General features: G+C 73.0%; 11 protein-coding genes and 1 pseudogene. 1 reads left to right on the top strand and 11 read right to left on the bottom strand.

Features of this window, described 5'->3' with window-relative positions:
* Positions 1–89 precede the first annotated feature (89 nt).
* From ABD332_RS11960 to ABD332_RS12010, 11 genes and pseudogenes are all read right to left on the bottom strand, one after another.
* Positions 90–1,643 carry a complex I subunit 4 family protein gene (locus ABD332_RS11960; RefSeq protein WP_344501860.1) on the bottom strand — a complete coding sequence of 518 codons (1,554 nt, stop codon included), beginning with the start codon at positions 1,641–1,643 and terminating at the stop codon, positions 90–92.
* A 796-nt stretch (positions 1,644–2,439) separates the two neighbouring features.
* Positions 2,440–4,290, bottom strand: a complete 1,851-nt coding sequence (locus tag ABD332_RS11965; RefSeq protein WP_344501861.1) for an NADH-quinone oxidoreductase subunit 5 family protein — start codon at positions 4,288–4,290, stop codon at positions 2,440–2,442.
* A complete protein-coding gene (gene nuoK, locus ABD332_RS11970) occupies positions 4,287–4,622 on the bottom strand; it encodes an NADH-quinone oxidoreductase subunit NuoK (RefSeq protein WP_344501862.1) in 336 nt (111 codons plus the stop codon). The genes ABD332_RS11965 and nuoK overlap by 4 nt, the downstream gene beginning before the upstream one ends.
* Positions 4,622–5,146 (bottom strand): NADH-quinone oxidoreductase subunit J family protein, encoded by a 525-nt coding sequence (locus tag ABD332_RS11975; RefSeq protein WP_344501863.1) that lies wholly within the window; start codon positions 5,144–5,146, stop codon positions 4,622–4,624. The genes nuoK and ABD332_RS11975 overlap by 1 nt, the downstream gene beginning before the upstream one ends.
* 83 nt (positions 5,147–5,229) lie before the next feature.
* Complete coding sequence (locus tag ABD332_RS11980) at positions 5,230–6,813, bottom strand: methyl-accepting chemotaxis protein (protein WP_344501864.1); 1,584 nt, start codon at positions 6,811–6,813, stop codon at positions 5,230–5,232.
* Positions 6,814–6,887: 74 nt separating this feature from the next.
* A pseudogene (locus ABD332_RS11985) lies at positions 6,888–7,385 on the bottom strand (NuoI/complex I 23 kDa subunit family protein); the annotation flags it as partial.
* Positions 7,386–7,398: 13 nt separating this feature from the next.
* Positions 7,399–8,358 (bottom strand): NADH-quinone oxidoreductase subunit NuoH, encoded by a 960-nt coding sequence (nuoH, locus tag ABD332_RS11990; RefSeq protein WP_344501865.1) that lies wholly within the window; start codon positions 8,356–8,358, stop codon positions 7,399–7,401.
* Entirely contained in the window at positions 8,358–8,924 is a 567-nt protein-coding gene (locus ABD332_RS11995; RefSeq protein ID WP_344501866.1) for an NADH-quinone oxidoreductase subunit C, read from the bottom strand. The genes nuoH and ABD332_RS11995 overlap by 1 nt, the downstream gene beginning before the upstream one ends.
* A gap of 10 nt (positions 8,925–8,934) precedes the next feature.
* Positions 8,935–9,447 carry an NADH-quinone oxidoreductase subunit B gene (locus ABD332_RS12000; protein WP_344501867.1) on the bottom strand — a complete coding sequence of 171 codons (513 nt, stop codon included), beginning with the start codon at positions 9,445–9,447 and terminating at the stop codon, positions 8,935–8,937.
* Positions 9,448–9,452: 5 nt separating this feature from the next.
* On the bottom strand, positions 9,453–10,850 hold the full coding sequence (locus ABD332_RS12005) for a pyridoxal phosphate-dependent decarboxylase family protein (protein ID WP_344501868.1): 1,398 nt from the start codon (positions 10,848–10,850) through the stop codon (positions 9,453–9,455).
* Complete coding sequence (locus tag ABD332_RS12010) at positions 10,847–12,175, bottom strand: MFS transporter (RefSeq protein WP_344501869.1); 1,329 nt, start codon at positions 12,173–12,175, stop codon at positions 10,847–10,849. Before ABD332_RS12010 ends, ABD332_RS12005 begins: the two co-directional genes overlap by 4 nt.
* Positions 12,176–12,276: 101 nt before the next feature.
* Here ABD332_RS12010 and ABD332_RS12015 point away from each other — a divergent pair, with 101 nt between their 5' ends.
* Positions 12,277–13,644: a gamma-glutamyltransferase gene (locus ABD332_RS12015; protein WP_344501870.1), complete on the top strand. Its 1,368-nt coding sequence runs from the start codon at positions 12,277–12,279 to the stop codon at positions 13,642–13,644.
* The last annotated feature ends 5 nt before the right edge of the window (positions 13,645–13,649 follow it).

Raw genomic sequence — 13,649 nt, forward strand, 5'->3', positions numbered from 1 at the left:
CGAACCGGGCGCGTGGTCGGGGCGTGGGCCGGGTGGACGGGCGGCCACGGGTGCGGTGGCCCGGAGTGCGGCGCGGCGGGTGGAAGGCGTCATCGGGTGATCACGCCTGCCAGGGCGTCGGCGGCGCCGGCGGAGAAGAACAGGACGCCCATCGGGACCACGCCGATGGCGAGGGTGAGGACGATCAGCGGGGACCAGGCGACCAGTTCGCCCGGTCGGAGGCGGCCGGTCGCGGTCGTGGTGAGCGCGGTGACCGGTGGCGTCGCGGCGCCGTGGGTGACGCGGCGGAGCAGGCGCAGGAAGTACGCGGCGGCGAGGGCGGCGCCGATGGCCGCGACGACGCCGAGGGTGGTCCAGAGGGGGCCGCCGCGCTCGAAGGCGGCGACGACCGCGAACGCCTCACCCCAGAAGCCGGCGAGGCCGGGCAGCCCGAGGGACGCGATGGCGGCGAACGCGAGGACGCCGCTGAGCGCCGGCGCGGTCTCCCGCAGCCCGCCGAGCTGGGCGAGGTCGCCGGTGTGCGTGCGGTCCTTGATGCCTCCCGCCACGAAGAACAGCAGGCCGGTGATGACGCCGTGGGCGATGTTGCCGATGAGGGCGGCCTGGAAGCCGGTCGTGGTGAGGGTGGCGACGCCGAGGAGGACGAAGCCCATGTGGCCGACGGAGGAATACGCGATGAGGCGCTTGAGCTCCGTCTGGGCGAGGCACACGAGGCCCCCGACGATGATGGCGGCGGTCGCGAGGATCCCGAGGACCGGCGCGCTGCGGGCGGCGGCCTCCGGCGCGACGCCGACGGCGACGCGGAGCAGGCCGTAGGTGCCCATCTTCAGCAGGACGCCGGCGAGGATGACCGAGCCGACGGTCGGCGCCTCGGTGTGCGCGGCGGGCAGCCAGGTGTGCAGCGGCCAGAGCGGGCTCTTGACCGCGAACGCCACGGCGAGCAACACGAACGCGAGCAGCTGCACGCCGCCGCCCATCCGGGTGCTCGTCGGGTCGGACAGCGCGACGAGGTCACCGGTGCCGGCGGCCGACACGACGGTGAAGACGCCGACGAGCAGCAGCACCGAGCCGAACAGCGTGTACAGCACGAACTTGCGCGCGGCGCGGCGGCGGTCGGGGCCGCCCCAGACGGCGATGACCGCGTACATCGGCAGGAGGACGACCTCGAAGAACACGAAGAACAGCACCAGGTCGAGGGCGAGGAACACGCCGATGATGCCGACCTCGAGGACCAGCAGCAGCGCCACGAGGAGCCGACCGCGGCCGGGGTCGGGCACCCGCCAGAGGCAGTACGCGCAGCAGAGCATCGTCAGCCCGGCCGTGAGCGCCACGAGCGGATACGAGATGCCGTCGATGCCGAGATGGAACCGCAGGCTCAGGTCGGGCGCCCACGGCAGGTCGATCTCGGCCCACGGCGCGATGGGGTTGGCCTTGACGGGCGCGAACGTCGGGACCTCGCTCGCCGACGACGGCGGATCCCCGCCGGGCAGGAACGCGAGGACCACGCCGCAGTTCGCGGCGGCGAAGGCGGCGCCACCGATGCGGGCGACCCGGTCGAGCCTCGCCGGCATGCCCGCCGCGAAGAGCGCCCCGATCGCCGGGACGATCAGCAGCGCGAGGAGCAGACCCTGATCGGCGCTCACCAGGACACCCCCACGACAAGTGCGACGACAGCGGCTGTGCCCCCGGTGTGCTGGGGCCGTGCGAGCGCCCCGGCCGAGGAGCGGGCCGGACGGGCAACCGGTCCGGCGCCTGTTGGAGCATTCCGGCAAGCGGCGCGGGAAGCCGCCGGACCGGCAGCAGGCGGCACCGCGAAGGCGGGGCGGGCGACCGGTGCCGGGCTCCCGAAGACACCCCCGCGCCAATCACGGTGGGAAGCACGGCCGCCGGCGAGAACCGGACGGGACGGCGCGGCGGCGAACGGCGCGGGACGGCGCGGGACCGGCTCGATCGAACGATGAGCGAACACCTCGGCAGCACAGCGCGCGAGCGTCGGCCGGACCACCGATGCCGAACTCGTGAAGACACCCCCGCAGCAACCACGGCCGCCCGAGAGGCCCACACGAGGCGGCGCCGCGGCGGTGGCGGCGGTGCGGGCCACCTCGGCTGGGCGGCCCACCTCGGCCGGGCGGCGGGCAAACGGCTCGACGGGCCCACAGACCGACGACCGGACCGGATGCCGGACGCGCCGAGCGGCCAGGAAACGCGCAGGCCACCCGGCCCGGACGCGAACACACGGACCGGGCGGCGGCAGGACCGGGACCGGGACCGCAGACGAAGCCACCAGGACACCCCCACGACGACGGCGCGCCGTGCCGGCGCCGGACGGCGTCTCGACCGGGCGGCAGACAAGCGACTCCGCGGACCGGCAGACCGACGACCGGACCAGGTGCCGGACGCGAACACGCGGGCCGGGTGGCGGTGGGGTCGGGGCCGGGGTCACCAGGACACCCCCACGACGAGGGCGATGACCACGGTCAGCAGGGCGGCGCCGGTCAGGACGGTGGTGACGGCGCGGGGCAGGCCGGCGGTGTGGGCCCGGATGAGGAGGCCGCCGGTGGTCGTGGCGGCGGTGCCCGTGGCGTCGACGGCGCCGTCGACGGCGGACTCGTCGGTGCGGCGGGCGAGGCGGGCCAGGGCGGTGACTGGGCGGGTGACCAGGGCGTCCTGGACGGCGTCGAAGTAGAAGGCGTTGGCCAGCAGGCGGGTGACGGCGGTGTCGGGCAGGGCGGTGGCCGGGTCGCGCCGCCAGGCGAGGGCGGCCCCCGCGACCAGCAGGGCGAGCGGGATCAGCGCGAAGGCGCCCACCTCGGCGATGGGCCCGTCGCCGCCGAGGCGGGTGGCGAAGGCGGCCGACAGGCCGGCGAAGCCGAGCAGGACCGTCGGCACTGCCAGGACGAGGAGCGGGCCGCGCATCGCCCACGGGGGCTCGTGCGCGGTGCGGGCGGTGGCGGTGCGGGCGTCGCCGAAGAACGTGCGGCGCCAGAGGCGGACCACGTAGGCCGCGGTGAGCAGGACGGTGAGCGCGGCGGCGGCCAGCACGAGCCAGGCCGCCCATCGGGGCAGCGGGGATGAGGCGGTCTCGTCGTGGGCGGCGTGCCAGGCGGCCTCGATGATCGAGTCCTTGCTCCAGAAGCCGGCGAGGGGTGGGACACCGGCGAGGGCGGCAAGGCCGGCGGTCATGGTCCAGAAGGTCACCGGCATGCGGGGCCGCAGCCCGCCCATGGCGGCCATGAGGTTGGTGCCGACGGCGTGGATGACGGCGCCGGCCGCGAGGAAGAGCAGCGCCTTGAAGGCGGCGTGCGTGAGCAGGTGGAACAGGGCCGCGGCCGGGGCGCCGACGGCGAGGGCGCCGGTCATGTACCCCAGCTGGCTGACCGTCGACCAGGCCAGGACCCGCTTGATGTCGTCCTGCCCGAGGGCGGCGAGGGCGCCGAGCAGCATCGTGATCGACGCCATGACCGCGAGGACGGTGACGGCCGCGGCCGAGCGCTCGAACAGCGGGTGGAGCCGGGCGACGACATAGACGCCGGCGGCGACCATCGTCGCGGCGTGGATCAGGGCGGAGATCGGGGTCGGGCCGGCCATGGCGTCGGGCAGCCAGGTGTGCAGCGGGAACTGGGCGCTCTTGCCGGCGACGCCCGCGAGGAGCAGGACGCAGGCGGCGGTGAGGGTGCCGGCCGGCAGGTCCGCCGCGAAGATGTCGGCGATGCGGAAGCTGTGGGCCTGCAGCCCGAGCAGCACGATGCCGAGCAGGAAGCCGACGTCGCCGACGCGGGTGACGAGGAACGCCTTGACCGCGGCGCGGGGCGCCTCGGGGAGCCGGCGGTCGTGGCCGATCAGCAGGTAGGAGCAGATGCCCATGATCTCCCAGCCGACCAGCAGGGCGATCAGGTCGCCGGAGACGACGACGAGCAGCATCGCGCCGGTGAACAGGCTGACCTGCGCGGCATACGGCGCATAGCGCTCGTCGTCGTGCAGGTAGGCCACCGAGTAGAGCTGGACGCAGAGCGCGACGACGCCGACGGCGACCGCGACCAGGCCGGCCGGGCCGTCGAGCCAGGTGCCGAGCCGCACGGAGAACCGCCCGAACTCCGCGACGGTGAGCCCGGCGTCGGCCGGCCGCGGGCCCCGCACGGCGACGGCGACGGCGCAGGCCAGGGCGGCCGCGGCGGCGCCGGTGCCGAGCGCGGCCGCGACGCCGCGGCGCTGATACCGCAGGAGCAGCCCGAGCAGGCCGGCGGCGAGCGGGACGGCGGGCAGCGCGAGCCCGAGCAGGTCCGCCTTCACCGCGCCACCTCCGAGTCGGGTGCGGGGGCCTCGGTGAGCGGCAGGTCCTCGACGTCGACGGACCGGCGCAGCCGGTACAGCTGGAGAATCAGCGCGAGCCCCACGCCGATCTCGGCGGCGGCGAGCACGATGACGAACAGGGTGAAGGACTGGCCGCTGTGCGGCACGACCGACCGGATCGTCGCGTCGGCGGTGACGAACACCAGGTTGACGGCATTGAGCAGCAGCTCGACCGCCATCAGCAGCAGGACGGCATTGCGCCGGACGATCACGCCATAGACGCCGATGGCGAAGAGCAGCGCCGCGATCGTGAACGGCAGGACCGGATGCATCAGCGCCCCCGCGAGTCGGAGCGGGAGCGGGTGCTGATGTCGGGCCGGGACACCACGATCGCGCCGACCAGCGCCGCCAGCAGCAGCACCGACACCAGCTCGAAGGGCAGGACCCAGGTGCGGAACACCGCGCCGCCGATCGCCTCGGCGGTGCCGGGCGCGGGCAGCCCGACCCGGCTCCAGTGGAACGCGTCGGCGAACAGGACCACGAGCCCGGCGCCGGCGCCGGCGCCGACGAGCGCGCCGGGCCAGCGGGCCCGGTCGAGATCGTCGCTGGCGCCGATCGGCGCGCGGGTCAGCATCACCGCGAAGAGCAGCAGGACCACGACGGCGCCGACATAGAGCAGCACCTGCACCCAGGCGAGCAGCTCGGCCGACAGCACGAGATAGAGCCCGGCCACCGCGCCGAGCGTGACAACGAGCCAGAGCCCGGCGCGCACGACGTGGCGGGTGGTCACGACCAGCAGGCCGGCGCCCAGCGCGACGGCGCCGAGCGCGGCGAGCAGCACATCCGCCGCTGTCATCCCGATGCCACCCTCATGGCGGACATCCTGCCACCAGGGTGTGACAGGTTTCGACCGGCGGGCGGCAAAAGACGAGCAAAAAGCTACGCCCGGAAGCGCGACACCACCCGGCTCAGCTCCGCGGACATGCCCGCCAGCTCCGCCGCCGCCGTCTCCGTCTCCTGCACGCCGACGCTCGTGGACTGCGCCGCCTTCGCCACCCGGTCGATGCTGGCCGCGATCTCGGTGCTGCCGTTCGCCGCGTTCGCCGCGTTGCGCCCCATCTCGTTCGTCGTCGCGGTCTGCTCCTCGACCGCCGAGGCGATCGTCGTCTGGTAGCCGTTGACGCTCTCGATGACCTCGCTGATGCGGCTGATCGCGGCCACGGCGCTGGCCGCGTCGGCCTGGATCGCGGAGATCCGCTGGCTGATGTCCTCGGTGGCCTTCGCGGTCTCCTGGGCGAGGTCCTTGACCTCGTTGGCGACGACGGCGAAGCCCTTACCGGCCTCGCCGGCGCGGGCGGCCTCGATCGTCGCGTTCAGCGCGAGCAGGTTGGTCTGGGCCGCGATGCCGGTGATGACGTTGATGACGTTGCCGATCTCGGCGCTGGACTCGCCGAGCTTCGCCATGGTGCGGGTGGTCTCGTTGGCGGCCTCCATGGCCTCGTTGGCGACCCGGACCGCCTCGGTGGCGTTCTGCGCGATCTCGCGGATGCTCTCGTTCATCTCGTCGGTGCCGACGGCGACGGTCTGCACGTTGCGCGACACCTCGCCGGCCGCGCCGCTGACGGCGGTGGCCTGCTCGGCAGCGTCGTCGACGCCGGAGGCGATGGTGCGGGCGACGCCGGTGAGCCGGTTGGACGAGCCGGCCAGGGACGTCGCGGAGGTGCCGACGAGGCGGACCATCTCCGCGATGCGGTCGAGGCTGTCGTTCAGCGACCGGCCCATCTGGCCGACCTCGTCACCGCTGGTCACGTCCATGCGGGCGGTCAGGTCGCCGCCGGCGACCTCGTCCAGGACGGTCTTGGCACGGCGCACCGAGCGCACGATCGAGCGGGCGACGAGGCCCGCGAGGAGCATCGACAGCGCGATGCCGAGCACCAGCATGACGATCAGGCTGGTCCGGGCGGAGCTGTAGGTGTCGGTGGCCCGGTCGGAGATCTTCTTCGCGTTCGCCTGCTCGAGGTCGGCGATCTTGCTGCCGGTGTTCTGCTGCGCCTCCAGGATCGCGCCCATCTCCGGCTTGAAGAGCACCCCCATGGCGGCGGGCGTGTTGCCCTGCCGGGCGGCCGGCAGCAGCTGCTCGTCGCGGATCTTGCGGACCGTGGCCATCTGCCTGGCCAGCTCGTCGGCGAGCTGCCTGCCCTCGGCGGTGTGCCGGCTGGCGAGGTAGCCCGCGTACGCGGCGTCGAACTCGGCGTCGACCGGCTTGATGTAGCCGGTGACGATCTGCTCGAGGTTGGCCGCCGGGCTGATGGCCGCCGCGTACATGAGCAGCTGCGTCTCGGTCCAGTGGTTCTGCATCCGCTGGGCGTTGTACCCAGGGGCGCCGGCCGTCGCGTACACGTCGCCGGTGTGCTGGTTGAGCACCCGTAGCCGGGTGATCCCGTAGACGCCGACCACCACCGTCACCACCGAGACGAGCAGGAAGCCGATGAACAGTTTCTGCGAGATCCCCAGCCGGGACATGCCGCCACCTCCGCGCAGTCGGCCGCGGCGAAGGCGCGGCTCACCACGAGGATCGGTCAGACAGCGCCGCGACCTGAGCGTTTTGCGGCGGCGGTCTGCTCTTTGGCCGGTTCGCCGCGGGGGTCGTGGGCCGGCGGGGCGGGGACGGTCGCGACCCACTCCTCCAGGCGTTCCTTCTCGTGCAGCAGGTCCCGGATGTCGTGCTCGGCGTACTCGAACTCGGGCGTCCAGTGCAGCGCGTCGAAGGGGCACACCTCGATGCAGATCCCGCAGTACATGCAGAGGGAGAAGTCGATCGCGAACCGGTCGAGCACGTTGCGCTGCCGGGCCCGCGCCGCGCCCGGGACGACCACCTCCTCCTTGTGGGAGTCGATGTAGATGCACCAGTCGGGGCACTCCCGGGCGCACAGCATGCAGACCGTGCAGTTCTCCTCGATGAGCGCGATGACGCCGCGGCTGCGGGGCGGCAGGTCGGGCTCGACGTCCGGGTACTGGTGCGTGTGGGAGCGTTGGGTCAGCGTGCCGAGCGTGACGGCGAGACCCTTGACGAGGCCCTTGCCAGGAATGTCCACAGTCGGAGACCTTTCAGAGCGCGATCTTGACCGCGGCGGTGAGCACGAGCTGCAGCAACGCGAGGGGGACGAGGATCAGCCAGCAGAGGCGCTGCAGCTGGTCCTCGCGCAGCCGCGGATACGCCACCCGCAGCCAGATCACGACGAACGCGACGGCGAAGACCTTCAGGAGTGTCCACAGCCAGCCGAGCTGGTCGTCGAACGGCCCCTTCCAGCCGCCGAGGAACAGCACGGTGGTGAGGGCGGCGATGACGACGATGCCGACATACTCGGCCAGCAGGAAGAACGCGAAGCGCAGGCCCGTGTATTCGGTCATGTAGCCGAAGACCAGCTCGGAGTCGGCGATCGGCATGTCGAAGGGTGGGCGGCGGATCTCGGCGAGCCCGGCGATGAAGAAGATCAGCATCGCGGGGAGCTGCCACAGCAGCCACCAGGGGCGCCACGCCTCGACGATGCCGGACAGCGACAGCGTGCCGGCGGCCATCGCGACCGACGCCGCCGAGAGCACGAAGGGCAGCTCGTAACCGAGCAGCTGCGCGGCCGCCCGCAGCCCGCCGAGCAGCGAGTACTTGTTGGCGGAGGACCAGGCCGCCATGAGCACGGCGATGACGCCGATGCCGACGACCGCGAGGACGAAGAACAGCCCGACGTCGAGCGGCTGGGCGACGAGGCCGTGCGGGCCGAGGGGGATGACGAGCAGGACGGCCAGGTAGGGCAGCAGCGCGACGACCGGCGCGAGCCGGAACACCGGCCGGTCGGCGGCGCGCGGGGTGATGTCCTCCTTCTGCACGAACTTGACGCCGTCGGCGACCAGCTGGGCCCAGCCGTGGAAGGCGCCGGCATACATGGGGCCGAGGCGGCCCTGCATGTGCGCCATCACCTTGTGCTCGGCCTGGCCGACGATGAGCGGCAGGGTGAGGAACGCGCCGACGACGACCAGCACGCGCAGCGCCAGCTCCAACCAGATCGGCATCAGGTCCGGCCTCCCGGCCACTCGCTGGGGTCCGGGACGCCCGGTGGACGCATCGGGGCACGCTTGCTGACGGTGTGCTCGCTCTCCCCGGGCTCCTTCGCGCCGGGCCACGGCTTGGCGACCCGGGACGCGAGGACGAACTCCTTGCGCAGCGGGTGCCCCTCGAACTCCGGCGGCAGCAGCAGCGGCGTGAGCGCGTCGTTGCCGGCGAAGTCGATGTCGAACATCTCGTGGGTCTCGCGCTCGTGCCAGGCCGCGCCCGGATAGACACCGACGGCGGTGGGCACCGACGGCGCGAGCCGCGGCAGCACCGCGCGCAGCAGCACGCCGGACAGGCGCGACGTCGAATAGACGTGCGCCACCACGGCGAAGCCACCCGGCAGCTCGTCGACGGCGGACAGCCAGTCGAAGAAGTCACAGGCCAGCTCGTCGCGCGCGATGCGGAGCGCCTCCGCCCAGCGCTCCGGCGGCACGTCGACCGTCGGCCGGGCGAAGCGACCGCCGCCGGCGGACTCGGTCACGGACGCACCGTCGCCGAACAGCTCGCCGATCTCGTCCGAATCCATGCCCGCGATCCTAAGGCTTGTGTACCGGAGGGGCGGTCAGCGCTTTGACGTCGGTCCGGTTGACGCCGCCGAGCCCCGACCGCTCCCCCGCGATCTTGTCCTGGAGCTTCATGATGCCGTGCAGCAGCGCCTCGGGGCGGGGCGGGCAGCCGGGGATGTAGACGTCGACGGGGATGATCTGGTCGACGCCCTTGGTGACGGAGTAGGAGTCCCAGTAGGGCCCGCCGCAGTTGCTGCACGCGCCGAAGCTGATCACGTACTTCGGCTCCGGCATCTGGTCATAGAGCCGCTTGATCGCGGGCGCCATCTTGTCGGTGACGGTGCCGGAGACGACCATGAGGTCGGCCTGGCGCGGCCCGTGCGCGAACGGGATGACGCCGAGGCGCATGAAGTCGTGCCGCCCCATCGAGGTGGCGATGAACTCGATCGCGCAGCAGGCGAGACCGAAGTTGAACACCCACAGCGAATAGCGGCGGCCCCAGTTGAGCACGAACTTGATCGGGTCGCCCAGGACACTCGACATGTCTTTCAGCCTACGCTCGTCGGCCGCTGCAGCAGACTGAGGAATGCGACCAGTAACTGCTCGCGCACGGCCGGTGGCGCCGCGTTCAACAACGTGTTGATCACGGCCATCCGATCGGGCAGCACCGACGGACCGGAGCCGACACCGAGGGCGGCCGCGACCGCTTCGACGGACCCCAGGAGATCGAAAATCCCGTCAGGAAGCGCGACCGGCCCGAGTGCGCGGGCGGCGTCGACCGAGGCGGCGAGATCCGCCGCGAACTCCGACACCCGGGGCGCCACCGCCGCGGTCACCGTCAGGTGTACCGACGGCGCGATGTCCCCGTGCTGGAACTGCGGCTGCGTGTGCCACCCCCGCGCCGCCAGCTCGTCCGCGAGCACGAAGAGATCCACCGAGGTGGACTGGAACGCGACCACCGTCGACTCGACCGGCAGCAGGACGAGCCCGTCCACGGCGGAGACGGCGGCGGCCAGCCCGCGCACCGCCTCAAGGGTGGTGGCGGCCAGCGCCAGGTAGCCGTCGTCGCCGAAGTGCCGCAGCGTCGCCCAGGCGGCCGCGATCGGCCCGCCGGAGCGGGTCGAGGAGATGACCGGGTTGACCATCGTGTACCCCGGCCAGTCGGCGTAGCCGAAGTACTGCGGCAGCCGCAGCTGCTCGTCGCGGTGCAGCAGGACCGAGACGCCCTTCGGCGCGTACGCGTACTTGTGCAGGTCGACGGAGATGCTGGTGACGCCCGGGACGGACAGGTCGAACGGCGGGACCGGCTCGCCGAGGCGGCGCAGGAACGGCAGCGTCCACCCGCCGAAGCAGGCGTCGACGTGGCAGCGGACCCCGGCCGCGGCGGCGGCGGCCGCGATCGGCTCGACCGGGTCGATGAGCCCGTGCGCGTAGGACGGCGCCGAGCACGCCACGAGCACCGTGGAGGGCCCGATGGCCGCCGCGACCGCCGCCGGGTCGACCCGGAGGTCGGCGCCGACCGGGACGACATCCAACGCCACCCGGAGGTAGGCGGCGGCCTTCGCGAGCGCGGCGTGCGCCGTCACCGGCATCACCAGGCGCGGCTCGGCGATGTGCGGCGCGGCGTCCCGGGCGGCCTTCACCGCGAGGATGAGCGACTCGGTGCCGCCGCTGGTGACGCTGCCAACCGTCGCCGGGCCGCCGCCGAGGACCGCCGCGGCCATGCCGACGAGGTCGTTCTCCATCCGCAGCAGCGACGGGAACGCGGTCGGGTCCAGCCCGTTGACGTGCGCGGACGACGCGTACGCGGCGGCGGCCAGCTCGTCGAGCCCGGGCACCGCCGGGTCGTAGACGTAGGCGAACAGCCGCCCGCCGTGCGTCGGCAGGTCAGCCTTGCGCAGCTCGGCGAGCTCCGCGAGCACCTGCTCGGCCGGGACACCCTTCACGAGACCTCCTCGGTGAGCCGTCGTTCGGTCAGGTCGTAGCCTCGCAGACCGATGAGCGCCGATGCCACGACGATGGCCGGCACGACGGTGAATCCGAGCAAAACCCCGAGTTTCGCGGTGTCCGACTGTACGGCCGCCTCCCCCGACGAGCTGGAGACGTATCCGAAGATCGCCAGCAGGACGGCGAAGACGCCGGGGCCGAGCGCCATGCCGAACGTCTCCCCCGCGGTCCACAGGCCGGTGAACACGCCGGCCTGGCGCCGCCCGGTCCGCCGCGCGTCGAAGGCGATGCAGTCCGGCAGCATGGCCATGCCGAAGACCTGCTGCCCCGCGTATCCACTGCCGACGAGCCCGGTGAGGACGTACACGGCGACGGCGGGCAGCAACGGGGCGAACGCCAGCAACGCCGCGGCGGCCGCGAACACCAGCGACGCGACCGTGTAGGAGCGCAGTTTCCCGAGCCGCGCGCCGACCCGGGTCCAGACCGGCATCACGAGCAGCGCCGGGCCGACGAAGCAGGCGAAGAGCAGCGTCGCGCCGGTGTCCGGGGACTCGAGGATCTGCGTGGCGAAGTAGCTGACCCCGGCGAGCATCGTGGCGATGCCGGCGGCCTGCACGACGAAGCAGATCAGCAGCAGCCGGAACGGCCGGTTGCCCCGCACGACCTTCAGCTGCGCGGCGAACGACGGCTCGCTCGGCAGCACCTTGCCGACCGGGGCGCTCCTGGTGCCGAAGAAGGAGCCGAAGGTGCCGATGAGGATCAACGCCGCGACGAACACCCCCATCGCCCGGTGACCGGGGACGCCGCCCCCGAACTGCTTCGTCACCATCGGCGACAGCGCGCCGGAGACCAGGATCGCGACCGCGAGGATCGCGACCCGCCAGCTCATCAGCCGGGTCCGCTCGGCGTAGTCGTCGGTCATCTCGGCCGGCATCGCGACGTAGGGCACCTGGTAGAACGCGAACGCGGTCGCCGCGAGCAGGAACATCACGGCCGCGTAGGCGGCCGATCCGCCACCGAACGGCGCGGCGAAGATCCCGGCGAACAGCACCGCGAGCGCGAGGCCGCCGAAGAGCAGAAATGGCCGCCTGGCACCCATCGAGGTGCGAGTACGATCGGAAATCCTCCCGGCAACCGGGTTGATCAGCACGTCCCACGCCTTCGGCGCCAGCACCAGCAGCCCGGCCACCCCGGCAGCGACGCCGAGGGTGTCCGTCAGGTATGGCAGTAGGAGAAGTCCCGGCACGGTGCCGAACGCGCCGGTGACCAGTGAGCCGAGCGCGTAGCCCGCCCGCACACGTCCCGGCAGGACCTCGGTTCGCACGTCTGGGGCCATGGTCCACGGATGCTAGCCATCGCCTCGCAGGAAGGGAACCTCCGCTGTCCACCGCGCTGCTGCAGCCCCAGTCACGCCCCAGGTCGTCGGTGCCGGCCGGGGTCGCCGCCGGGCATCCGGCCACGACCGAGGTCGGGCTGCGGGTCCTCGCCGCCGGCGGGTCCGCGGCCGACGCCGCCGTCGCCGCGATGCTGGCGGGATGCGCCGCGGAGAGCGTCCTGACCGGGCTGGCCGGCGGTGGGTTCGCGACCTACTTCGACGCGTCCACCGGCGAGGTCACCTGCCTCGACTTCTTCTGCTCGGTGCCCGGCCTGGGCAGCACCACCCCCGCGGCCCCGATGGTGCCGATCAAGATCTCCTTCGGCGGTGTGCCGCAGCGGTACGAGATCGGCGCGTCGAGCGTCGGCGTGCCCGGCATCCCGGCCGGGGCCGGCGAGATCCACCGGCGCTGGGGCCGCCTCCCCTGGCAGCGGATCGTTGCGCCGGCGCAGAACCTGGCCCGCAGCGGCGTGCTCCTGCCGGGTGCGCACGCCCGGACGCTCGTGTCGCTCGCGCCGGCGATGCTGCCGGGTCTCGGTGCCGCGGTGTACGCGCCGGACGGGCGGCTCCTGGAGGGCGGCGAGCTGCTGCACCACCCCGGGCTCGACACGACGTTCGGGATCCTGGCGGAGGAGGGCCCGGCCGCCTTCTACACCGGGCGGATCGGCGCCGCGATGGTGTCGGAGGTGGCCGCCGGCGGTGGCGTGCTCAGTCCGCTGGATCTGTCGTCGTACCGCGTGATGCAGGCACCGGTCTCATCGGCCTCGTTCGGTCCCTGTCGGGTGCTGGCCCGCGCCGACCTGAACGAGACGATCAGGACCATCGCCGCGCTGCCGCCCCTGTTCTCGCCGCTCGATCTCGCGTCGGCGCTGCTGGCGTACGGGTCGCAGCGCCTCGGCGACACCACCAACATCTCGGTCGTCGACAGCGCGGGCAACGCCTGCGTGATCACCATGACGCTCGGGATCGGGGCCGGGGTGTGGCTGCCCGGCCTGGGCGTCCACCTCAACTCGATGCTCGGCGAGGGCGAGCTGATCCGCCCCGGCACGCTGCCCGGCGAGCGGATGGCGTCGTGCATGTGCCCGGCCGTGGTCCTGGACCCCGCCGGCGCGCTGGTCATGGCGATCGGCTCGGCCGGCGCGACCCGCATCCGCACCGCGATCATCCAGACGCTCACCAACGTCCTCGTCCACGGCGACGACATGACGACCGCGATCCGCCGGCCGCGCTTCCACCCCGTGTCGGTGGACGGGTCGCGGCTCGTCCACCTGGAGCCCGGCTGCGACCCGTCGCACTTCACCGGCTTCAAGGTGCAGCACTGGGACCGGCTCGACCACTACTTCGGCGGCGTCAGCGCCGTCGGTCTCGCGGGGGCCGCCGGTGACCCCCGCCGCGGCGGCGTGGGCCGCACGCTGTAGGCGCT

The sequence above is a fragment of the Dactylosporangium maewongense genome, assembly GCF_039531485.1.
GTDB classification, from domain to species: domain Bacteria; phylum Actinomycetota; class Actinomycetes; order Mycobacteriales; family Micromonosporaceae; genus Dactylosporangium; species Dactylosporangium maewongense.

Bases quoted from the DNA above. Each gene is read 5' to 3' on its own strand.
- nuoH (WP_344501865.1), bottom strand. From the start codon at position 8,358: ATGCCGATCTGGTTGGAGCTGGCGCTGCGCGTGCTGGTCGTCGTCGGC.
- ABD332_RS11975 (WP_344501863.1), bottom strand. From the start codon at position 5,146: ATGACAGCGGCGGATGTGCTGCTCGCCGCGCTCGGCGCCGTCGCGCTG.
- ABD332_RS12000 (WP_344501867.1), bottom strand. From the start codon at position 9,447: ATGTCGAGTGTCCTGGGCGACCCGATCAAGTTCGTGCTCAACTGGGGC.
- ABD332_RS11995 (WP_344501866.1), bottom strand. From the start codon at position 8,924: ATGGATTCGGACGAGATCGGCGAGCTGTTCGGCGACGGTGCGTCCGTG.
- ABD332_RS11980 (WP_344501864.1), bottom strand. From the start codon at position 6,813: ATGTCCCGGCTGGGGATCTCGCAGAAACTGTTCATCGGCTTCCTGCTC.
- nuoK (WP_344501862.1), bottom strand. From the start codon at position 4,622: ATGCATCCGGTCCTGCCGTTCACGATCGCGGCGCTGCTCTTCGCCATC.